Genomic DNA, 21,983 nt, shown 5'->3' on the forward strand with positions numbered 1-21,983 from the left:
GCCGTACGTCATGCAAATTAGTGAAGCTTGGTTAAGAACTTACGTCAATCCGGTCGTCAGCACCGAAGAACTGGTCGCGCAATTGACCATGGCCGGTCTCGAAGTCGACTCGGTCACCCCGGCTGCCGCGGTGTTCAGCGGCGTGGTCGTCGGCGAAGTGCTCGAAACGGTGCAGCATCCCGATGCGGACCGCCTGCGCGTCTGCAAGGTCGAAGTCGGGCAGGGCGAGCCGCTGCAAATCGTCTGCGGCGCCAGCAACGTGCGTCCCGGCCTGAAAATTCCGGCCGCGCTGATCGGTGCGGTGCTGCCGGGCGATTTCAAGATCAAGAAATCCAAGCTGCGCGGGGTCGAATCCTACGGCATGCTTTGCTCCGAAAAGGAACTCGGTCTGGCCGAAGAATCACAGGGCCTGATGGAGCTCGCGCAGGACGCGCCGGTCGGGGCCGACATCCGCGAATACCTGTCGCTGAACGATAACCTGATCGAGGTCGCTCTGACCCCGAACCGGGCCGACTGCCTGAGCATCGAAGGCTTGGCCCGCGAAGTCGCGGTGCTGAATCAAATTGACTGGCAAGGCGCACCGATGAAAAAGGCGTCCGCCGCGCATCGCGATACGCTGCATATTGCCGTCGATGCGACTGATGCCTGCCCGCGCTATCTCGGCCGTCTGATCAAGAGCGTCAATTCGAAAGCCGAAACGCCGCTCTGGATGCAGGAACGGCTTCGGCGCTCGGGCCTCCGAAGCCTTGGTCCGGTGGTCGACGTGACCAACTATGTCTTGCTCGAACTCGGACAACCTTTGCACGCATTCGATGCGGACAAATTGAACGGCAGCATCCATGTGCGCTGGGCGAAAGACGGCGAAGAACTGGCGCTGCTCAATGGTCAGACGGTCAAGCTCGATCCCGAATCGTTGGTGATTGCGGACGACGCGCGCGCGTTGGCCCTGGCCGGTGTGATGGGCGGCAGCGAATCGGCGGTTGGCGGGGAAACGCGGAACATCTTCCTCGAATGCGCGTTTTTTACGCCGCAAAGCATTGCCGGCAAGGCGCGCCGCTTCGGCCTGCATACCGATTCCTCACACCGCTTCGAGCGCGGCGTCGATCCGTTTCTGCAGGAACGTGCGATCGAACGCGCGACGCAACTGATTACCGAAATCGCCGGCGGCAGCGCCGGCCTGATCGGCGAGGCGGTTTCCGAAGCCCACCTACCGAAACGGCTTCCGGTCGAACTCCGCCGCGCGCGAATCGAAAGATTGCTCGGTCTGTTGCCGAGCGACGAACAGATTTCCGGCATCTTCCGCCGCCTGGGCATGGCGGTCGAAACGACTGCGGACGGCTGGCACGTAACGCCGCCCGGCTTCCGCTTCGATGTCGCGATCGAAGCCGACCTGATCGAAGAAATCGCGCGCATCTATGGTTACAACAACCTGCCGAGCAATCGCCTGCTGGTGCGCACGGAACTGCACAAGGCGAGCGAATCGCTGCTGGAGCTGGATCGCGCCCGCGACCTGCTGGTCGACCGCGGCTATCAGGAAGCGATCACGTTCAGCTTTGTCGATGCGGAAACGCAGCAGGCGATCACGCCGGGCGCCGACATGATCACCCTGCAGAACCCGATTTCCTCCGAATTGTCGGTGATGCGCGGCACGCTCTGGTGCGGACTGATCAAGGCGGCCCAGCATAACGTCAACCGGCAGCAGAACCGGGTCCACCTGTTCGAAACCGGTTTGCGTTTCGTCCGGTTCGAGGGCCAAGTGCTGCAGGAAAAAATGCTGGCCGGCGTAGCGCTCGGCAGCGCACATCCCGAACAATGGGGCGAGCCGTCCCGAACGGTCGACTTCTACGATGTCAAGGCCGATGTCGAGGCCCTGTTCTCGTTGACCGGTTGCGCCGCACGCTTCGTCCCGTCCGAACATCCGGCGCTGCATCCCGGCCAGACCGCCGAAATTCTGGCCCCGAACGGTGAACTGATCGGCCTGATCGGCATGCTGCACCCGAATCTCGAAAAACGGTTCGGCTTCGACGGCCGGGTATTCCTGTTCGAGCTGGATCAGGACACATTGCTCGCCAAACAGAAGGCCCGGTTCACGCCGCTGTCGAAATATCCGTCGGTACGGCGCGACCTGGCGCTGATCGTCAGGGAGGATGTCACCGCCGAACAGATCACGAATTGCATTGGCGAGCTCCGGGAACCTGCGCTGCAAACTGTCGTCCCCTTCGACGTATACCGCGGCAAAGGCGTCGACGAAGGCCACAAGAGCATCGCCCTGAGCTTGGCTCTGCAGGACTATTCACAGACGCTGACAGATTCCGAAATCGATGCTATAGTTAGTAAGCTTTTGGAAAACTTGAAAAATAAAATTGGTGCGAAGTTGAGGGATTGATTAAATGGCATTAACCAAAGCTGATTTTGCTGAAAAACTTTTCGAAGAGCTCGGCTTGAACAAGCGTGAAGCCAAAGATATCGTGGAGCTGTTTTTTGAAGAAATCAAAACCGCTCTGGAGCGCGGCGAGCAAGTCAAACTGTCCGGTTTCGGCAAGTTCGAACTGCGCGACAAGAATAGCCGTCCGGGAAGAAATCCGAAAACCGGAGAAGAAATACCCATTACTGCCAGACGTGTGGTAACATTCAGGTCCGGACAAAAACTCAAAGCGCGGGTAGAAGCCTATGCTGGAACCGAGTCATAATAACGAACTGCCTCCCATCCCGGCAAAGCGCTACTTCACGATCGGTGAAGTCAGCGAGCTATGCGCCGTCAAACCCCATGTACTGCGCTACTGGGAGCAGGAATTTACCGAACTGAGCCCGGTCAAACGCCGGGGCAACCGCCGGTATTATCAGCGTCACGACGTGCTGATGATCCGCCAGATCCGTTCCCTGCTGTACGAGCAGGGCTACACGATCGGTGGCGCCAGGGCACACCTGACCAGTGACCAGCACAAAGAGGACGCGACCCGCACCAAGCAACTGATCCACCAGATGGTCGTAGAACTCGAAGACATTCTGGAATTGCTTAAATAAGGTCGGCTGTAATATAATTCTCCCTCTTCGGCTTTTTTCAAAAGCCGGTTTTATCCTTATCTTATAAATTGCAAAGGCGGCGTGCCCGAGCAGTTGTCAAATCATCGGGGCGTAGCGCAGTTTGGTAGCGCACTTGCATGGGGTGCAAGGGGTCGGAGGTTCAAATCCTCTCGTCCCGACCAATGAAATTAGTATTTTCAGGGAAAAACGTACATTAAAACCGAAATAAACAGATATAAATCGAAATGAATGTCTGTTTTTTATGTGAACATCTCCACCGCTTTGTTGCCTGCATCGGGCAGGCTGTCTTTAATGAATCGCGCATAAGACTTTGTTGTTATGATGACTGAGCCTGACCCATCTGCCAACTTATCCAGGCCAATGATTCACATGCAGTCAAAACATCATGCAGGCATAAGTGTGACGAGTTTGATAGGGTTTACGGTAACGAATACCTGTACGCTTAAGAGCCCATCCCCAAAACTTCCTGATTTGTCTGTCTCCTGTCCATGGTTTCCCTGTATTGGGATTTTTTAAAGACACGACATCTATCTTTAAGCGTATACAGTTTTTGATCTTCTAGGGAATATGCGGAAGATATAGGGCAGTTAGAGCTTCTTTTAAATAGCTATCCTAAGCTTAATGAGGCATCTGAAACATCGGAAGCCGTAAAAGGCCAAGTATCCAATACCCGCTCCGAGATCGACGCGGAGATCGCATCCTTGCCGTCAAAGACTGACATGTATGCCTTTAAGCGGTTGGATGATCTCGTGGAGAAGATCGAGCGGGCCGGGCTGATGGAAGAGTACGAGACGAAGCTGAACGAGGTGGCTGACTATCTGACCGTTTTGCTGGCGGAAGCTGAAAAAAGGATCGAATGGTAATCGGCGATCATCCACTAAATACTGGCGCGGCTACCTGATACCCTTTTCAGCTCCCAAGCAGAAACAACTGGCAAGAAAAAATCAATTCCCCTTCACCCCATGCAAGGCATTATTCTCATTGGACTGCAAGCTAGCGGCAAAACCACGTTTTATTTTCAGCAATTTGCCAAGACCCATATCCGGCTGAGCATGGACATGCTGAAAACCCGTCATCGGGAAAATCTGCTGCTCCATGCCTGCCTGGAGGCAAAACAACCCGTGGTGATTGACAACACCAATCCAACCAGACAAGAGCGGGGAAAATACATCAAAGGCTTTAAGACACATCGATTTGAAGTCATTGGCTATTATTTCTCGGCCAATCTGGAAGCCTGCCTCAAGAGGAATGCCTTGCGAACAGGCAAGGGAAACATTCCCGAGGCTGGTCTCAAGGGCACTTACAATAAACTGGAGTTGCCGGAATACGCAGAAGGGTTTGACCAGTTGTATTATGTGAGCATCCACCACAACCACTTCAAGGTAGAAGGCTGGAAACATGAAATTCAGTGAGCTTGACCGAAAAATGCGCGTGTTCGAGACCGCGCACGACCACTGCGTGTTGCCGGGCATCCACATCGTCGCCCGCATTGATGGGCGTTGCTTTACTACCTTGACCAAGGACAAGCATCGGCTTGAAGCGCCTTTTGACCTGAAGTTTCGGGATATGATGATCGAGACTGTCAAACACTTGATGCAATGCGGGTTCAAGATCAATTACGGCTATACCCAAAGCGATGAAATTTCGCTTTGGCTTGATCTGAATGACGGCCTGTTTGAGCGCAAGGAACGCAAGCTGAATTCCATCCTGGCAGGAGAAGCCAGCGCGAAATTCAGCTTGCTCTTGGGCGATGTCGCCGCTTTCGATTGCCGGATTTGCCAACTGCCGACCCAACAACTGGTCATCGATTATTTTCGGTGGCGGCAGGAAGATGCCCGCCGAAACGCCTTGAATGCCCATTGTTATTGGAGCCTTCGCAAGGAAGGCGCATCGGTTCAGAACGCGACCACAGCTTTATCTAAAAAATCAGTGGCCGAGAAAAACGAATTGCTTTTCCAGAAAGGCGTCAACTTCAACGACCTCCCCAATTGGCAAAAACGCGGCACGGGCGTGTATTGGGAAAGCTATGAAAAAACGGCGATGAACCCGCTGACCGGTGAACCTGCAACAGCCTATCGAAGCCGCATAAAAGTAGACTTCGATTTGCCCATAAAGGACGGCTACAGCCAGTTTATAGGAGACATGCTGGCTAACTGCGGCTAGATTATCGTTTTACCGCCCCTTAGTCACGCGATCAGGGCAATGATGTGGAATGTAAGCGTTTCATACCCTCAAGCTGTTCTTGGCTGGCCTCCGAACCAGCAAATCCAATAGCTGATTAAACGTTTTGTTATCGACATGGAATGCGCTTTGGTCAAGAATGACGTTCTTGGTTTCCTTCAGCGCCGATGCCAACATAAATTGCGAGCGATTGGAACCCAGCAATTCGGCGGCACGGCCGCGAAGATGGATATTGACCTCGGCGGAAAGTTATTCTGTTTTCATTTCAAATGACCGGAGGGTAATGGGCTATTTATGCTCGGTTTTTGTGTTGCAATTGTCAGCACAAATTTAGGTCTTAAACGCGACATCAACGGCTTTGAGCAGTTCGACGGTCAGGTGGTAAATGCCCGGCCGCTTACTCTCACGCGGGCCGGCAACGTTCAGGGTCTTAATGATGTGCGTACGCAACCAAGCAAGTACGCTGGCCGTTGCTTCCGCCGTAACACCGGCATCGAGCTGTACGACGAGATGTGGTTTGGCTATCTGCTGGGCGAAGGCTTGGGTCGCTAACGTTCCACCTTCCAGTTCGCCCAGATTGACAATCAGGGTGCCGTCGCTGTCTTCCACGTTGCGGCGGGTGCGCTGGCGGTAGCCCCCATCGGCCAATTCGGTGAGCTGGTATTTCAACGGGATGATGCCGTCCTCGGCTTTGCGTCCGCGTGGTACCCAACCACCGTGCGTGTAGCGATAGCCATGATGGATGGCGAAATCCAACGCGCCACGATCCGCGCTGGTCTGTCCGCCGGAGACAATGTGTTGGCAGAAACGCGGCGGGTCGGGAAATGTCTGGTACAGCCTGCGGAACGAAGGCAGTGGCGACAGCCAGCCACCGGCGAGGATTTCGGTGCGCTCGTCGATGCTGTGGTTGGGGTCCTCGCCGGGCTTGATATAAACGACGCGGTAGGCGTTTCCCACTTCTTCCTTGAGCCAGCGCGACAGTTGCAGGCCGCGCACATTAAAAGCGATCCAGTCCCAGCTATCGGCATCGAAGTCGTCCGAGTAGAACGATGTTCGGTCGAACGTGATGGCCCAAACCGCGAACTTCTGCCATAGCCCTTCCGACACCGGGAGCGACTCATCCCAATAGGCGCCGTCGCAGATATTACCACCGACGCCGCGTTCGTCTGGGCTCTTGACCCACCACAGGAACGGCGCATTGCCGTAGTCCACCATTACGGTGAGGACAGGAATGAATGGCGTGTTTTCTTCATTGTTCATGGCGTTGTCTAATCCTCTTTCCATACAAATTGATACACCGGGTTGGCGCACCACGCTTTCAGATCGTTGGCGAGCTCTTCAGCCTCCTCCGGCGTGAGGTTGAAACGGATGTCGGCCCGGAACGGTGCGCTGTCATCAAGGAAGCCCTGAAAGATACAAAAGCGAAGGCACCTGTTTTTGCCTTCATGCGGCAGAACCGTCAGGAAGAAATGAAAGAGATCATCGTCATCCTTGTAATCGACAAAGAAAGGGCGAGCTGTTTCCTCCTTTAGCGACGGAGCTAAGAGTGCAGTAGCCACTTCGTCAAGTATGCACCGGTCGGCGTAGATTTGAATGGAAGCCCGTACCCGGTCGCTGCCGACAATGAAATGACAGAATGTATCGGGGTCGGAATATTTCGGTTCGATGATGAAATAGCGTTGGGTTATCATGAGTTCGGTTTTCTGTCTGTTATTTCAGCGGCAGCTTGTTCTGCCAAATACCTGTCCGTAATATCACAACCATGATTGTCATGTAGCCCTAGCATGGAATACGCACCATGATAGGCATTGGAGTTTGCGCTGCGGCCAGCGCGCTTCGCACCTCATCCAGCGTTTGAGCCTCGATGGCGGCCACCAGGCGTTGTAGTTCATTGCCATTGATAAAAGACCGCTGGTGTTACACAGAGTGTGGTTGGTTCGACGTGTCAGAAGCTTTAATGTCAATCTTCAACTCGAATTGGTCAAAGGCTTCTGCCTGTTTCATCAAAGGATTGTTTATCATTTCGTCATGCTCCTTTAAGCCTTGATTTCTCAGTCCAAAGCGAGACAACAAACATTAGAGCATTTTCGTTTTGGGTGTACGATCATAATCAATACCGCAAAGTGAGGGGAAACGCGTCATTCCGGCAGGGATTGCCGGACGACTGCAGGGATGCAGGAGATACGAGCCCAAGGAAGGGCGAGGTAGATCGCGTCAGGAACACGCGATCGAGAGCAACGCAGGGAGCGGTTGCCGAATCCAGAAGCCAGGGATGGCAAGCTTTAATGCATCCCTGCAGTCTGGATCTCGGCACAAATCTGTCTGGAACAGATTTGCATTGACCCGAAGGGGGCCAGGCAGGAAAGCCTGGCATGAATCCCTGCCGAGATGACGGTTTGACTTAACGGCATTATCTCCCTATAGGCGATATGAAAATGCTCTAGCCAGCCTATCTCGCCAAGCTTTATTGTCCAGCCACTTCCACCCCTACTGAGTCCGTATGGGTTGGCTTGGACAGGATACGAACAGGCAAAAACCGCTGGATGACTTCCGCATTGCTGTCGGCGTGTTGACTCCATTCGGTGGCAGTGAACGAACCGCCGCCCGCCAGGGCCAAGGGCAATAGCAATTGGTCGGCCAAGTTGGCGCCCACCGCCGCCGCGCTGGCAAGATATTTGTGCGCCTGGGCGACCGCGCTTTGGGCGATATGTTCGGCCGGCACGCCGCGTTCGGCAAAGCCGGTAAACACTTCAGTAACCTGTTCGTGCTCCAAGGTGAGCAGCAGCACATTGCCGGGGCCTTGGTTGTTGTCGAGTTTATGCAGTCGAAGTTGCTCATTGTCCCAAGCCAGCTTCCACTTGACCAAGGCCAGTTCGCGCTCGGCAATGTGGACGGGCAGGGCCGCGATGTAGCTTTCGGCATAGCTATTCAATGCCGTTCCGCGTTCGGCCAAATGCAAGGGCGCAAGCTGAGTGCCGCCCGTGATGGTGGCGACGATCTCGCCACCGCCCGCCGGATAAAAGCCGAAGCGGTTCAACTGCAAATCAACTTCCGCGCCCATGCGCCTTAACAACGGCAAAAAAGCCCGCTGTAAAAAGTGAAAGGGCGGGCTCATGGTATTGTGGGTGCCGCCGGTGATGACGACACGGCTATCTTCCGCCGCCAGCAACAACGCCGGCAATACGGTTTGCAACACCAGGGTACAACTGCCTGCCGTGCCAATGTCGAAGCGGTAATGGCCGCCTTGTAAATGTCGTGGGCAAAAGCTCAATTCAAGCGAACCCACTGCGGCGCCAACCAGTTCCGCTCCCGAAATGGCTGCCGCCGCTTGCACGGCGGTCAAATGCTGGCGCATCAGGCCGGGCGACTTGCGCCGGGCGCGGATGTTGTTAATGCGGAAGGCTTGCCCAGTAATGACCGACAAAGTCAGCGCAGTGCGTAGGATTTGCCCGCCGCCTTCGCCTTGGGAGCCGTCAATTTCAATTGTCATGATTGTTTACTTTTCATGGTTTTGAAAGACCATTGGTCAAAGCCTTTAGCGACCAACATGTCTTTGTCGTTAATGTGGACCATTTCGTGTTCCTTGCTGCCTAGCACACCGGATATAAAGCCCGATATGTTATTGAATGCCGTGAAAGGATCGACTACTTTGTAGAATTCCAAAACCTTCAATTCGTCGTTCAAAGTCAATAACGGCGGTGTGTTGTGGTTTAGCCTAATGACAAATTAATTTTGTTCCCGTGCTTGTCTGGCACGGGAACTGCCGCGGCCTATCAACCCTTCACGCAAACCACCTGTTTCAAGGTATGCACAATCTCCACTAGATCGGTTTGTGCCGCCATCACCGCGTCGATATCCTTGTACGCCATCGGGATTTCGTCGATGACATCGGCATCCTTCCGGCATTCCACGCCCTCGGTGGCCGCAATCTGGTCGGCAATGCTGAACCGTTTCTTGGCTTCGGTGCGGGACATGGCCCGGCCAGCGCCGTGGCTGCAAGAGCAGAAGGATTCCGCCTGACCCTTGCCGCGCACAATGAAAGACTTGGCCCCCATCGACCCCGGAATGATGCCCATCTGCCCCGGCCAGGCCGCTACCGCGCCTTTGCGCGTCACCAGTACGTTATGGCCGAAATGATGCTCGCGCTGCACATAGTTATGATGGCAGTTCACCGCTTCCACATCCGTCGTGAACGGCTTGGGGCAAATCGCCTGGACGGCCGCCACCAGGTTGTGCATCATCAGCTCGCGGTTGCGTCTGGCGAAGTCCTGCGCCCAACTGACCGCTTGTACGTAGTCGTCAAAATGTTCCGTCCCTTCCGGGAAATAGGCCAAATCCCGATCCGGCAACTGGATATAGAATTTTTCCATGTCCTTCCGCGCCAGTTCGATGAAGTGCATGCCGATGCGGTTGCCTACGCCGCGCGAACCGGAATGCAGCATGAACCAGACGTTTTGGCTTTCATCCAGACAGACTTCGATAAAGTGGTTGCCGGTTCCTAAAGTACCCAAATGCTTATAGTTATTGGTGTTCTTCAGGCACGGATGTTTATCGCAAATGGCTTCAAATTCCGGCAACAATTCCGCCCACTGCCGGTCTACGTTCGCTGCCGGGTTCTCCCAGGAACCCTTGTCGCGGCCTTTAAAGGTCAAACCATGCGGCACGGCCCGTTCAATGGCGGTGCGCCAGCCGTGCAAGTGGTCCGGCAGGTCGCTGGCGGTCAAAGTGGTCTTGGCCGCCATCATGCCGCAGCCGATGTCCACGCCCACCGCCGCCGGGATGATCGCGCCCCGCGTGGGGATCACGCTGCCGATGGTGGAACCCAAACCAAAATGCACGTCCGGCATCACCGCAATATGCTTGAACACAAAGGGCATCCGGGCCATGTTCAATAACTGTTTCTTGGCAGCGTCATCGACTGGCACGCCCTGCGCCCACAGTTTGATCGGCTTGCCCTGGTCTTCTTGCAGCACTTGGTAATTTTGGCTAGGCATGGTTGTTATCTCTCTATTCTGATATGACTTTACGTCACATTGCCTTTTACAAACGTTTGTGAAATTATCCGTTCATGCTTCGACCCTTCGATAAACTCAGGACTCGGTACGAACGGATATTGACCGAATTGGAGTAGGAATCGAATCATGCGACAGATGGACTCCGATTGAGCCACTCAATTTTGTCGTGGAGCTGAACTACAGGCGATGCCATCGTTTCTCTGCCTGTCATTCCTGAAGCTGGCGATACGGCTTGATGACCTAAACCAGGATAAACCGCGCCAGGGTGCCGGAATGCGCCACTTGTAAGCACTGACTTCACTCACCGACGCTTACAGAAAAAGCGATAACTGTGCCAGCTTTGCTTTCAACTTGTTTTATGTTTTTAACTGACTGATATTATGGGATAAGTTCTTTAAAAAATTTAATTGCGCTTGGGTTTTTAAAACTCGGCTATACTGCTGGCTGTAGAAATATTTATCTGGATTTATAAATTATTCTCATGAAGAAAAAAGTGGTCATCGGCTTCATCGGTACCCAACTGGATTCAGGAATCGCGGCCAGCCGCTGGGAACGCTGGCGGCCCACCGTCTCGCTGGTGCTGCGCGAAAACTTGGTCATCGACAAGATGATGTTGCTGTACGACCGCAATTACCAGGCATTGGCCGATTTGCTCAAGCAGGACATCGCCACCGTGTCGCCGGAAACGGAGGTCACGCCCGTGGAAATGAGCATTGCCAACCCGTGGGACTTCGGCCAGGTCTACGCCGCTTTATTCGATCTTGCCGAGCAATACCCGTTTGACATCGAACATGAAGAATATTGGATCCACATCACGACCGGCACCCACGTCGTCCAGATTTGCCTGTTTTTGATGGTGGAAGCGCGGTATTTTCCGGGCGTGCTGTTGCAAACTTCTCCGCCATCCAAGAAAAGAGGGGATGCCTTGGGCAGTTATACCCTGATCGACTTGGACTTAAGCCATTACGATGCGATTGCCCAGCGCTACGCCAGGGCGGAGGCCGATGCCATCACTTTGTTGAAATCCGGCATAGAAACTTTGAATCCGGCCTTCAACAAGATGATCGGCGAAATCGAGCAGGTGGCGGTGCGTTCCAAAGCGCCGCTGTTGTTCATGGGGCAGACTGGGGCAGGGAAGTCATTCCTGGCCAAGCGGGTGTATGAACTGAAAAAGGCCCGGCATCAGGTCAGCGGCCCGTTCGTCGAAGTCAATTGCGCGACTTTGCGCGGCGACGGCGCGGCTTCCGCGTTGTTCGGCCATGTCAAAGGCGCTTTCACCGGGGCGCAACATGACCGGGCGGGCTTGTTGAGAAGCGCCAACAAGGGTTTGTTGTTTCTGGACGAGATCGGCGAGTTGGGCGCGGACGAACAGGCCATGCTGTTGAAGGCGGTGGAAGAGAAACAGTTTTATCCGGTCGGCGGCGACAAGTTGGCAACCAGCGACTTCCAACTGATTGCCGGCACCCACCGGAACTTGCGCCAGGACGTGCAGGCCGGGCGGTTCCGGGAGGATTTGTTCGCCCGGATCAACCTGTGGACCTATAATTTGCCATCGCTCGCCCAACGGCCCGAGGACATCGAGCCCAACATCGACTACCTGCTGACCCAGCAATTTGCCGAGCTGGGTCAAAAAGTCAGTTTCAATAAGGAGGCAAGACGCAAGTATCTTGATTTCGCCACTTCACCCTCTGCGACCTGGCAAGGCAATTTCCGCGACCTGAGCGCGTCCATCTTGCGCCTATCGACCCTGGCCCAGGGCGGACGGATCACTGAGGAACTGGTTGAGCAGGAAATTGGCCGTTTGTCTATATTTTGGGGTCAGCCGCAGGTAAAAACCCAAGGCAACATGACGCAGGCGCTGGACAGTGAACAACTGGCCGGGCTGGACTTGTTCGACCGCCTGCAATTGGAGGCCGTGCTCGCCGCGTGCCAGGATTGCCACAGCCTGTCGGAAGCGGGCCGGAAACTGTTCGCGGCGTCCCGCGCCCGGCGCGGCAGCAGCAACGATTCCGACCGCCTGCGCAAATACCTGGCCAAGTTCGGTCTGGACTGGGCCAAAGTGAAGGGCATGTGAAAACTAATGTCCTTGATAATAAAGAGCGCCACAAGCAAGGTTCCTTCAAGATCGAAGCATGGACTTGCACAACGCCGGGCTGAACGGAGAACACCCCGCAGCACTAGACTTTTTCTTTCTGAGTCGTGATCGTTTGCCAACCATGAGCGAAGATGAGGCGATGGAGAAGATTAAAAAAGATCCAGTGTTTAACTAATAAAATCATTTAAGATTCGGACAAGTGAACCCAGCGCATGAATCACGCAGCACACAATAAACTCGTTTCCTTTATCTGGTCGATCGCCGACGATTGTTTGCGCGACGTCTACGTCCGCGGCAAATACCGCGATGTTATCTTGCCGATGGTGGTGTTGCGCCGCCTGGATGCATTACTCGAACCCAGCAAGGACAAAGTGCTGGGCGAACTCGCTTTCCAAAAAAACGACATGGGCCTGACCGAGTTGGACGATAACGGCTTGAAAGAGGCCTCCGGCTATGTGTTTTACAACACCAGCAAATGGACGCTCACGCAATTGCTGAAAACCGCGACCAACAATCAGCAAATTCTATTAGCCAATGTCGAAGACTACTTGAACGGCTACAGCGCCAACGTCAAGGAAATCGTCGACAAGTTCAATCTCAAATCCCAGGTTCGCCACATGGCCGGCAAGGATGTTTTGCTCGGCGTGCTGGAAAAGTTTACCTCGCCTTATATCAACCTCACGCCGTATGACAAGGGCGACCCGGACGGCAATCGACTGCCAGCCCTGACCAATCTGGGCATGGGCTACGTGTTTGAAGAGCTGATCCGAAAATTCAACGAAGAAAATAACGAAGAGGCCGGCGAGCATTTCACGCCCCGCGAAGTGATCGAGTTGATGACGCATTTGATCTTCGATCCGGTAAAAGACCAACTGCCGCCGGTCATGACCATCTACGACCCGGCCTGCGGCTCCGGCGGCATGCTCACCGAATCGCAAAACTTCATCAAGGACGAGGAAGGCGCGATACGGGCAACCGGCGACGTCTATTTGTACGGCAAGGAAATCAATGACGAAACCTATGCCATCTGCAAATCCGACATGATGATCAAGGGCAACAACCCGGCCAACATTCGTGTCGGTTCCACGCTGTCCAGCGACGAATTTTCAGGCACGCGCTTCGATTTCATGCTGTCCAATCCCCCCTATGGCAAAAGCTGGGCCAGCGAGCAGAAATATATCAAAGACGGCGGCGACGTGATCGACTCCCGCTTTCGGGTCACGCTGAAAGATTACTGGGGCAAGCCGGAAACCTTGGATGCCACCCCGCGTTCCAGCGACGGCCAATTGCTGTTCTTGATGGAAATGGTCAGCAAGATGAAAAGCCTGGATCAAAGTCCGCATGGCTCGCGCATCGCTTCCGTCCATAACGGCTCCAGCCTGTTCACCGGCGATGCCGGCAGCGGTGAAAGCAATATTCGCCGCCACATTATCGAAAACGACTTGCTGGAAGCCATTATTCAGCTACCCAACAACCTGTTTTACAACACCGGCATCACCACCTATATCTGGTTGCTGTCCAACCGCAAGGCGCCATCGCGTAAAAACAAAGTGCAGTTGACCGATGCCAGCCAGCTCTACCGCAAGCTGCGCAAAAATCTCGGCAATAAAAACTGCGAATTCGCCCCCGAGCATATCCGGGAAATCGTAGACACCTACCTGGAATTGGTAACAAAGGAACGCGAGACGGATGATTCCGGCATTGCCGCTCAGGTTTTCGACAATAGCGATTTTGGCTATTACAAGGTCAATATCGAACGGCCCGACCGCCGCAAGGCCCAATTCAGCCTGGAGCGCATTGAAACCTTGCGTTTCGACAAGGCGCTGAATCAGCCGATGCAGTGGATCTACCGGCAATGGGGCGATGCCGTCTATCAAGCCGGCTGGTTGGGGAAGCACGAAAAAACCATCCTGGCCTGGTGCGAAGATAACGAGCTTGGGCTCAATGCCAAAAATCGCGGCAAATTGCTCAGCCTGGACACCTGGCTGAAGCAGCAAAACCTGATGCAAACCGCTCAAACCCTGATGGCGGCGATCGGTACCGACGAATCCAGCGATTTCAACCAATTCAAATCCTCCGTAGACGCCGTTCTCAAGGCGCAAACGATCAAGCTGACCGCCAGCGACAAAAACGCCATCCTCAATGCCGTCAGTTGGTACGACGAAACCGCCGAAAAAGTCATCGCGCAACAGCTCAAACTGAGTGGCGACAAACTCGATGCTTTACTGCATCATCTGGATTGCAGCGAAGATGGGCTACCGGATTTCGGCTATTACCCCACCGGTAAAAAAGGTGAATATCTCACCTACGAAACCCACGCCGACCTGCGTGACAGCGAATCGGTGCCTCTGAACGACCGCATTCACCGCTATTTCCTGGCCGAGGTAAAGCCGCATGTCGAAGAGGCCTGGATTAACCTCGATTCCACCAAAATCGGTTACGAAATCAGCTTCAACAAATATTTCTACCGGCACAAGCCGTTGCGCGGCATGGATGAGGTGGCTAAAGACATCATCGCCCTGGAAAAGCAGGCCGAAGGCTTGATTGCCGATATTTTGGGCATTGACGTGAACCTGCTATAGGTGACGATGATGAACGATGCCAAACCCTTGAAATCAGCCAACGCCCCACTTTCGTCATCCGATGGACTAGCGCCGCTTTTCGAAAACATCGCCCGCGTTATTCAGCAGGCTCGCCAGCAAGTGCAACAGGCGGTGAATAGCGAAATGGTGCAATGTTATTGGCAAATAGGTTGTTTGATTGTTGAGCACGAGCAACGCGGACAGGCCAGAGCCGCCTACGGCAAACAACAATTGCAGATACTCTCCGCGCAATTGACGGTGGAATTTGGCAAGGGATTTGATCCTCGCAACCTGCGCAATATGCGAAGTTTTTTTCTGGCCTATCCAAATTGGAACGCAGTGCGTACCGAATTAAGCTGGACGCACTACCGCACCTTACTCCGGGTGGAAAATCCGGATGCCAGAAGTTGGTATCAACGGGAGGCGATAGAACAGTATTGGAGCGCCCGCGCACTGGAACGGCAAATCGACAAACTCTACTACGAACGCCTGTTGTCCACTCAGGATAAAGCGCCGGTTCAGGCCGAGGCCGAACAAAAAATTGCCGAAGAAAATCAACGTGAGCAACAACTGCGGCCCCAAGATGTATTGCGCGACCCCTATATTCTCGACTTTTTGAACCTGCCCGGCCAGCACTGGTTGGAATCCGATCTGGAACAAGGCCTGCTGGATAACCTGCAAGCCTTCTTGTTGGAATTGGGCAAAGGCTTTGCCTTTGTCGCCCGGCAACAGCGCATCCGAACCGAAGACCAAGACTTTTACATCGATCTGGTGTTTTACCATTTCAAGCTAAAGTGCTTTTTACTGATCGACCTGAAATTGGGCAAACTCACCCATCAGGATGTCGGCCAGATGGACAGCTATGTGCGCATCTACGACCAACAGCAACGCTCGGCGGACGACAACCCGACCATCGGCCTGATCCTGTGCAGCCAGAAAAGCGAAGCGGTCGTGAAATATTCGGTGTTGACCGACAGCGAACAATTGTTCGCCGCCAAATACCTGCCGTATCTACCGACCGAGGCGGAGCTGAAACGCGAATTGGAACGGGAGCGGATTAAGGTACAGGCGCAATTGCTGACTAAAACGGACGAGGCGGACGATGATTGAGCAACTGGCGGAAATGCCGACTTACGAGGCTTATAAGGATTCCGGGGTGGAATGGTTGGGGGAGATTCCGGCGTATTGGAATATTAAAAGGCTTAAATATGAAGCTAATGTTGTTTTAGGGAAAATGCTCTGCACTGAAAATAAAGGCAACTACCAATTAAAACCATACTTGAAATCAAAAAATATTCAGTGGCTTAACGTTGATATATCCTCTACTGATGAAATGTGGTTTTCTCCATCAGAAATTGAGCTTTATCGCTTGATGCATGGTGATTTGATTTTAAGCGAGGGAGGCGAAGTTGGAAAAACATGTATTTGGAACAATGAGCTTGATGAATGTTACATTCAAAATTCAGCTCATAAGATTACCTTTTCAAAAGAGAATAACTCTCGATTTTTTCTTTACCTATTTTTTATAACTGGAAAAATTGGTTTATTTGACTCTATAGTTAATAGAGTGAGTATTGCTCATTTAACTAAAGAAAAGCTAACTAATATTCATTTTTTATTTCCACCACTTTTCGAACAAACCGCCATCGCCGCTTTTCTGGACTGCAAAACCGCGCAAATCGACCAAGCCGTGGCGATCAAGGAGCAACAAATCGCCTTGCTGAAAGAGCGCAAGCAAATCCTGATTCAAAATGCCGTTACCCGCGGCCTTGACCCCAATGTACCGATGCGCAACTCCGGCGTGGAGTGGATCGGCAAGATTCCGGAGCACTGGGAATTGATTACGTTAAAGCGCATAGTTTATTTCATACAAACTGGGCCGTTTGGGGCAGAATTACATGCCCATGATTATGTAGAAAATGGGACCCCTCTTATCAATCCCAAGCATATGAAAGAGGGAAATATAATTCCAGACGCCACCTGCTCAGTAGACAACAATACTCTGCTACGCTTAAAAAAATACCAATTGGCAAATGGTGATTTAATTATGGCCAGGCGTGGAGAACTGGGAAGATGTGCAGTTGTTTCAACAAAGGAACACGGATGGCTATGTGGCACAGGCTCTATTGTGATTCGGTTGAAACATGATTATTTCAATGTTAAATATTTTTTTAGAATAATATCTGGTCGAGGTGTTGCTGAAGTATTAGGATTAGATTCAGTAGGTTCAACGATGGACAACTTGAATACAGCTATTGTGGGAAATCTTGTTCTACCTATGCCAAACATGGAGGAACAAACCGCCATCGTCACCCACATCGAAACCCAATCCGCCAAAATCGACCAAGCCATTGCCATTCAGCAACAGCAAATCGACAAGCTCAAGGAATACAAAGCGACCCTGATCAACAGCGCCGTCACCGGCAAAGTCCGCATTTCTGACGCTGTTCAGCTTGAGGGGGTGCGATGAAACCCTATGTTCCCGATCAGTTGCCGATTACCGAGCTCGATTATCAACGCTTATTTGCGCTGGTGGCTGATGCCAGCGCCGAACTGGCGCGCTATGACGGCTTATTACTGGGCATTCCCAGCCCGGCGGTGATGCTGTCGCCGTTGACCACTCGCGAGGCGGTGTTGTCCTCCAAAATTGAAGGCACGCAGGCGACCGTGGACGATGTGTTGGAATACGACGCGGGTTTAGCCAAGGAGGGTGAGAACTATAAGGACATTCAAGAGATTGCCAATTACCGCTCGGCTTTATATCAGGCGCGGGATTATTTACAGGATTATCCGATTCGCCTAGGGTTTATTTTGCAACTGCACAAAATTTTGATGTCCAGTGTGCGTGGCGAAAACAAAGAACCCGGCGAATTTCGCCGCACGCAAAACTGGATTGGTACAGCAGGTTGCAGCATTGAACAAGCCAGTTTTGTCCCGCCTGATCCCCTGCGGCTGCCGGACTATCTGCAAGCCTTGATAGGTTATATGGATAGAGAGGACAGTATGTGTTGTTGCAAACAGCCGTGGTACACGCCCAATTTGAATTGCTGCATCCGTTTAACGACGGTAATGGCCGTATTGGCCGGATTTTGATACCGCTGTTTCTGTATCAGAAAAGACTGTTGGCCGAACCGATGTTTTATCTGAGCGAATATCTTGAAAGCCATCGCGACGAGTATTATCAACGCTTAAGTTCAATTTCGTCGGCGGGTGACTGGAATGGCTGGATTGCCTTTTTCTTACAGGCGGTTGCTTATCAGGCCAAGGACAATAGCCGTCGCGTGAAGGAAATCATGGTGCTGTATGAAACGATGAAAGTTCAAGTGCATGAAATCACGCGGTCCCAGTATTCGGTGTATTTACTGGATGCCATTTTTAATAAACCGATTTTTCGGGTTTCAGATGTCACCAAACAGCTTAGCCGTACTTACGCGATACACGAAAAAAACACAGCCGATTTGTTTAGGCAGCTAAAAGAGGCTGGCATCTTGTCGATTTTACAGCCCGGTAGCGGTCGCCGTTCTGCAACGCTTTGTTTTCCTGCGCTACTGAATCTGGCGGAAGGGAGGAAAATTTTATGACTATTTTGTGGAGTCGCTATCGGCAACAAATAAGTTTGTGGAGCGTGTATTTAAAAATAGACTCCACAAATTGTTTTGTGGAGTGGCTGGACTCTGCAAAACGCGAAAGATGTGGTTCGTGTCTTGCCGCATCTACGGCTAACCATAAGGCTTACCGCTATGTGCCATTTTGGGCATGACCTGTTTTCATTTGATGGTCATTTGATTGTGCAAGCATTCGATTCAGGGAGGTTTTTGTTTTGTACATACAAATCAAAAGCATACTAAGAGCGCTTCATTTGATGATGACCTGTTTTTATGGATTTCACGCTCTGTGTGAGTACGATGGAAGTTTAATGAATCGTATATGGAGCCGCTATCGGCAACAAACCCGTTTGTGGAGCGTCTGGGCTCTGCAAAGCCCCGTCTATTCAGCAAGTGAGTGCCATGGTCAGCAAAACCACCGAGAAAGAACTGGAAATCGCGATTGAAAAACAATTGACCGGCACCTGTCTGGAAGCGCAAAAAAGTGTTGCCGAAGTGGGCGATTTGCCGTTCAGCCCCAACCACGGCTACCAACTCGGCTTGGCGCAGGATTTCAACGCCCGTTACGCCATCGACAGTAAACGCTTTTGGGCGTTTCTGGAGCACACCCAGCATGACGGGCTGGAAAAACTGCAAAAGCACGGCGGCGATTGGCGGCTTAAAGTACTGGAGCGCTTCGACAAGCTGATCAAGAAATACGGCCTGCTGCATTTGCTGAAAAAGGGCCTGAGCGTCGACGATGCCACCTTGCACCTGATGTATCCGGCGCCACTGGCCAGCAGTTCCGACAAAGTGAAACAAAACTTTGCCGACAACCTCTTTAGCAGTACCCGCCAAGTGCGCTATTCCTTGAGCAATACCCTGGAAGAAATCGATCTGGTGCTGTTCGTCAACGGTCTGCCGTTTGCCACGCTGGAACTGAAAAACCCCTGGAGCGGCCAGACCGCGCGTTACCACGGCCAGAAACAATACTGCGAAGACCGCGACATCAACCAGCCATTGCTGCAATTCGGCCGCTGTCTGGTGCACATGGCGGTGGATACCGACGAAATCTACATGACTACCAAACTGGCCGGGCAACAAACGTTTTTTTTGCCGTTCAACCAAGGCCACAATTTTGGGGCCGGCAATCCGCCCAATCCCAACGGCCACAAAAGCGCGTATTTATGGCAGGCTGTGTTCAGCAAGAACAGCGTCGCCAACATCATTCAGCATTTCGTGCGATTGGACGGTAGCAGCAAAGAGCCGCTAGATAAGCGCACCTTGTTTTTTCCGCGTTATCACCAACTGGATGTGGTGCGCAAATTGGTGGCGCATGCCGGTCAAAATGGCGTTGGGCAAACCTATTTGATTCAACACTCGGCCGGTTCCGGTAAATCCAATTCCATCACCTGGGCGGCGTATCAATTGATCGAAGCGTATCCGGCCAGTCTGGACACGCCGGGTGCTATCGCTTTGGAAAAGCCGCTGTTCGATTCGGTGATTGTCGTCACCGATCGCCGCCTGCTGGATAAACAACTGCGCGACAATATCAAGGATTTTTCCGAAGTCAAGAATATCGTCGCCCCGGCATTCAAGTCTTCGGAGCTGAAAAGCGCCCTAGAGCAAGGCAAGAAAATCATCATTACCACCATCCAGAAGTTCCCTTTTATCATCGACGGCATTGCCGATTTGAGCGACAAGCGTTTTGCGGTGATCATCGACGAAGCCCACAGTTCGCAAAGCGGCTCGGCGCACGACAATATGAACCGGGCGATGGGCAAAAGCGAGCAGGCCGAGGAAGACGCGGTGGATGTGCAGGATAAAATCCTGCAAGCCATGCAATCGCGAAAAATGCGCGGCAATGCCTCGTATTTTGCCTTTACCGCGACGCCGAAAAACACCACTTTGGAAAAGTTCGGCGTTAAACAAGCGGATGGCAGTTTCGAGCCTTTTCATTTGTATTCCATGAAACAGGCGATCGAGGAAGGTTTTATTCTGGACGTGCTGGCCAACTACACCACTTATAAAAGCTATTACGAGATCCAAAAATCTGTCGCCGACAATCCGCTGTTCGACAGCGCCAAGGCGCAGAAAAAGCTGCGCGCCTTTGTCGAGCGCCACCAGCAAACCATTGCCGTGAAAGCGGAAATCATGCTGGACCATTTCATTCCGCAGGTGGTCAACAGCAAAAAGCTGAAAGGCAAAGCCAAGGGCATGGTGATTACCCAGAACATCGAGGCGGCCATTCGTTATTACCGGGCGATTAGCCAGTTATTGACGGATCGAGGCAATCCGTTCAAGGTCGCGATTGCCTTTTCCGGCACTAAAGAAGTGGATGGCATCGAGTACAGCGAAGCGCAAATCAATAGTTTTGCCGAAAACGAAACCCGCGACACTTTCGATAAAGATGAATATCGCTTGTTGATCGTGGCCAACAAATACTTGACCGGATTCGATCAGCCCAAGCTGTGCGCGATGTATGTCGATAAAAAATTGCAAGGCGTGCTGGCCGTGCAGGCTTTGTCGCGGTTGAATCGGGCGGCGCCGAAGTGGGGCAAGAAGACCGAGGATTTGTTCATCCTGGATTTCTTTAACTCGGTGGACGATATTAAAACGGCCTTCGATCCTTTTTACACCGCCACGCGCTTGTCGGAAGCCACGGACGTCAATGTGTTGCATGAGTTAAAAGACGCGCTGGACGAAGTGGCGGTATATGAGTGGTTTGAGATTGAGCAGTTTGTCGAATTGTATTTTGGCAATGCCGATGCCCAGCAACTGAGCCCGATTATCGATACGGCGGCGGACCGGTTCAATCAGGAATTGGCGCTCGATGAACTGGCTAAAGCCGACTTCAAGATCAAAGCCAAACAGTTCGTCAAAATCTACGGACAAATGGCCGCCATCATGCCTTTTGAAATTGCGGCGTGGGAGAAGCTGTTCTGGTTCTTGAAATTTTTGATTCCCAAGCTGATCGTCAAAGACCCCTCTGCGGATCGGATTGACGAATTACTGGAGTCAGTCGATTTGTCGTCATACGGCCTGGAGCGCATCAAACTCAATCACGGCATTGGCTTGGATGCCAGTGAATCCGAATTGGAGCCGTCAAATTCCAATCCGCGTGGAACGCATGGCGGTGGCGGGGAACGCGATCCGCTGGATGAAATCATCCGCAGTTTTAACGAACGCTGGTTTCAGGGCTGGGGTGCAACGCCGGAAGCGCAACGCATCAAGTTCATCAACATCGCCGACGGCATCAAGGCGCACCCGGATTTCCAGGAAAAATATCAAAACAACCCCGATGTCCATACCCGGCTATTGGCATTCGAAAAGATATTCGAAGACGTGATACTCAAGAACCGGCGCAATGAATTGGAGCTGTATAAACTGCTGGCCAACGATCCGGCATTCAAGGCCGCCATGCAGCAGAGTTTGCGGCAAATGGTGGCTTGATCACATCATCATAATCTTGGCGGAATAG

General features: G+C 52.6%; 20 protein-coding genes and 1 tRNA gene. 15 read left to right on the plus strand and 6 right to left on the minus strand.

What is annotated here, in order from left to right; genetic code table 11:
• The first annotated feature begins 10 nt into the window (after positions 1–10).
• The 7 genes from pheT (at position 11) to CC94_RS0110660 (ending at position 5,208) form a co-directional block, all read left to right on the plus strand.
• On the plus strand, positions 11–2,386 hold the full coding sequence (gene pheT, locus CC94_RS0110630; RefSeq protein ID WP_005369651.1) for a phenylalanine--tRNA ligase subunit beta: 2,376 nt from the start codon (positions 11–13) through the stop codon (positions 2,384–2,386).
• Positions 2,387–2,390: 4 nt separating this feature from the next.
• Complete coding sequence (gene ihfA / locus CC94_RS0110635) at positions 2,391–2,690, plus strand: integration host factor subunit alpha (RefSeq protein ID WP_005369653.1); 300 nt, start codon at positions 2,391–2,393, stop codon at positions 2,688–2,690.
• The gene (locus tag CC94_RS0110640) at positions 2,671–3,024 is read left to right on the plus strand and encodes a MerR family transcriptional regulator (RefSeq protein WP_005369656.1); all 354 of its coding nucleotides are present in this window, start codon (positions 2,671–2,673) and stop codon (positions 3,022–3,024) included. Before ihfA ends, CC94_RS0110640 begins: the two co-directional genes overlap by 20 nt.
• A gap of 105 nt (positions 3,025–3,129) precedes the next feature.
• A tRNA-Pro gene (locus tag CC94_RS0110645) sits at positions 3,130–3,206 on the plus strand.
• A 540-nt stretch (positions 3,207–3,746) separates the two neighbouring features.
• The gene (locus CC94_RS23730; RefSeq protein WP_157203419.1) at positions 3,747–3,908 is read left to right on the plus strand and encodes a hypothetical protein; all 162 of its coding nucleotides are present in this window, start codon (positions 3,747–3,749) and stop codon (positions 3,906–3,908) included.
• A gap of 99 nt (positions 3,909–4,007) precedes the next feature.
• Entirely contained in the window at positions 4,008–4,457 is a 450-nt protein-coding gene (locus CC94_RS0110655) for an ATP-binding protein (RefSeq protein WP_031430797.1), read from the plus strand.
• Positions 4,444–5,208, plus strand: a complete 765-nt coding sequence (locus CC94_RS0110660) for a tRNA(His) guanylyltransferase Thg1 family protein (protein WP_005369664.1) — start codon at positions 4,444–4,446, stop codon at positions 5,206–5,208. Before CC94_RS0110655 ends, CC94_RS0110660 begins: the two co-directional genes overlap by 14 nt.
• Before the next feature lie 60 nt (positions 5,209–5,268).
• Here CC94_RS0110660 and CC94_RS25495 read toward each other — a convergent pair whose 3' ends face one another.
• The 6 genes from CC94_RS25495 to CC94_RS0110695 all read right to left on the minus strand — a co-directional run bounded on the left by CC94_RS25495 (position 5,269) and on the right by CC94_RS0110695 (position 10,220).
• Positions 5,269–5,403 (minus strand): type II toxin -antitoxin system TacA 1-like antitoxin, encoded by a 135-nt coding sequence (locus tag CC94_RS25495; RefSeq protein ID WP_213069443.1) that lies wholly within the window; start codon positions 5,401–5,403, stop codon positions 5,269–5,271.
• Between the two features lie 153 nt (positions 5,404–5,556).
• Positions 5,557–6,486 carry a putative molybdenum carrier protein gene (locus tag CC94_RS23055; RefSeq protein ID WP_005369666.1) on the minus strand — a complete coding sequence of 310 codons (930 nt, stop codon included), beginning with the start codon at positions 6,484–6,486 and terminating at the stop codon, positions 5,557–5,559.
• 8 nt (positions 6,487–6,494) lie between these two features.
• Complete coding sequence (locus CC94_RS0110675; protein ID WP_005369668.1) at positions 6,495–6,917, minus strand: hypothetical protein; 423 nt, start codon at positions 6,915–6,917, stop codon at positions 6,495–6,497.
• Positions 6,918–7,690: 773 nt separating this feature from the next.
• Complete coding sequence (gene rtcA, locus CC94_RS0110685; RefSeq protein ID WP_005369671.1) at positions 7,691–8,716, minus strand: RNA 3'-terminal phosphate cyclase; 1,026 nt, start codon at positions 8,714–8,716, stop codon at positions 7,691–7,693.
• Entirely contained in the window at positions 8,713–8,910 is a 198-nt protein-coding gene (locus CC94_RS0110690) for a hypothetical protein (protein WP_157203420.1), read from the minus strand. Before CC94_RS0110690 ends, rtcA begins: the two co-directional genes overlap by 4 nt.
• An 89-nt stretch (positions 8,911–8,999) precedes the next feature.
• Positions 9,000–10,220: an RtcB family protein gene (locus tag CC94_RS0110695; RefSeq protein ID WP_005369673.1), complete on the minus strand. Its 1,221-nt coding sequence runs from the start codon at positions 10,218–10,220 to the stop codon at positions 9,000–9,002.
• 502 nt (positions 10,221–10,722) lie between these two features.
• Here CC94_RS0110695 and rtcR point away from each other — a divergent pair.
• From rtcR to CC94_RS0110730, 8 genes are all read left to right on the plus strand, one after another.
• The gene (gene rtcR / locus CC94_RS0110700; protein ID WP_005369674.1) at positions 10,723–12,315 is read left to right on the plus strand and encodes an RNA repair transcriptional activator RtcR; all 1,593 of its coding nucleotides are present in this window, start codon (positions 10,723–10,725) and stop codon (positions 12,313–12,315) included.
• Between the two features lie 58 nt (positions 12,316–12,373).
• On the plus strand, positions 12,374–12,511 hold the full coding sequence (locus CC94_RS23735; protein ID WP_157203421.1) for a hypothetical protein: 138 nt from the start codon (positions 12,374–12,376) through the stop codon (positions 12,509–12,511).
• Between the two features lie 37 nt (positions 12,512–12,548).
• Positions 12,549–14,918: a type I restriction-modification system subunit M gene (locus CC94_RS0110710; protein WP_005369675.1), complete on the plus strand. Its 2,370-nt coding sequence runs from the start codon at positions 12,549–12,551 to the stop codon at positions 14,916–14,918.
• Positions 14,919–14,927: 9 nt separating this feature from the next.
• Positions 14,928–16,028: a PDDEXK nuclease domain-containing protein gene (locus tag CC94_RS0110715; RefSeq protein WP_031430800.1), complete on the plus strand. Its 1,101-nt coding sequence runs from the start codon at positions 14,928–14,930 to the stop codon at positions 16,026–16,028.
• On the plus strand, positions 16,021–17,388 hold the full coding sequence (locus CC94_RS22335) for a restriction endonuclease subunit S (protein ID WP_005369677.1): 1,368 nt from the start codon (positions 16,021–16,023) through the stop codon (positions 17,386–17,388). The genes CC94_RS0110715 and CC94_RS22335 overlap by 8 nt, the downstream gene beginning before the upstream one ends.
• A complete protein-coding gene (locus CC94_RS24290) occupies positions 17,385–18,011 on the plus strand; it encodes a Fic family protein (RefSeq protein WP_215731675.1) in 627 nt (208 codons plus the stop codon). Before CC94_RS22335 ends, CC94_RS24290 begins: the two co-directional genes overlap by 4 nt.
• Entirely contained in the window at positions 17,942–18,499 is a 558-nt protein-coding gene (locus CC94_RS24295; protein ID WP_425411961.1) for a Fic family protein, read from the plus strand. Before CC94_RS24290 ends, CC94_RS24295 begins: the two co-directional genes overlap by 70 nt.
• 426 nt (positions 18,500–18,925) lie before the next feature.
• Positions 18,926–21,955, plus strand: coding sequence for a type I restriction endonuclease subunit R (locus tag CC94_RS0110730; protein ID WP_005369681.1), 3,030 nt, complete (start codon positions 18,926–18,928; stop codon positions 21,953–21,955).
• Positions 21,956–21,983 lie beyond the last annotated feature (28 nt).

This window comes from Methylomicrobium agile (genome assembly GCF_000733855.1).
GTDB lineage: Bacteria > Pseudomonadota > Gammaproteobacteria > Methylococcales > Methylomonadaceae > Methylomicrobium > Methylomicrobium agile.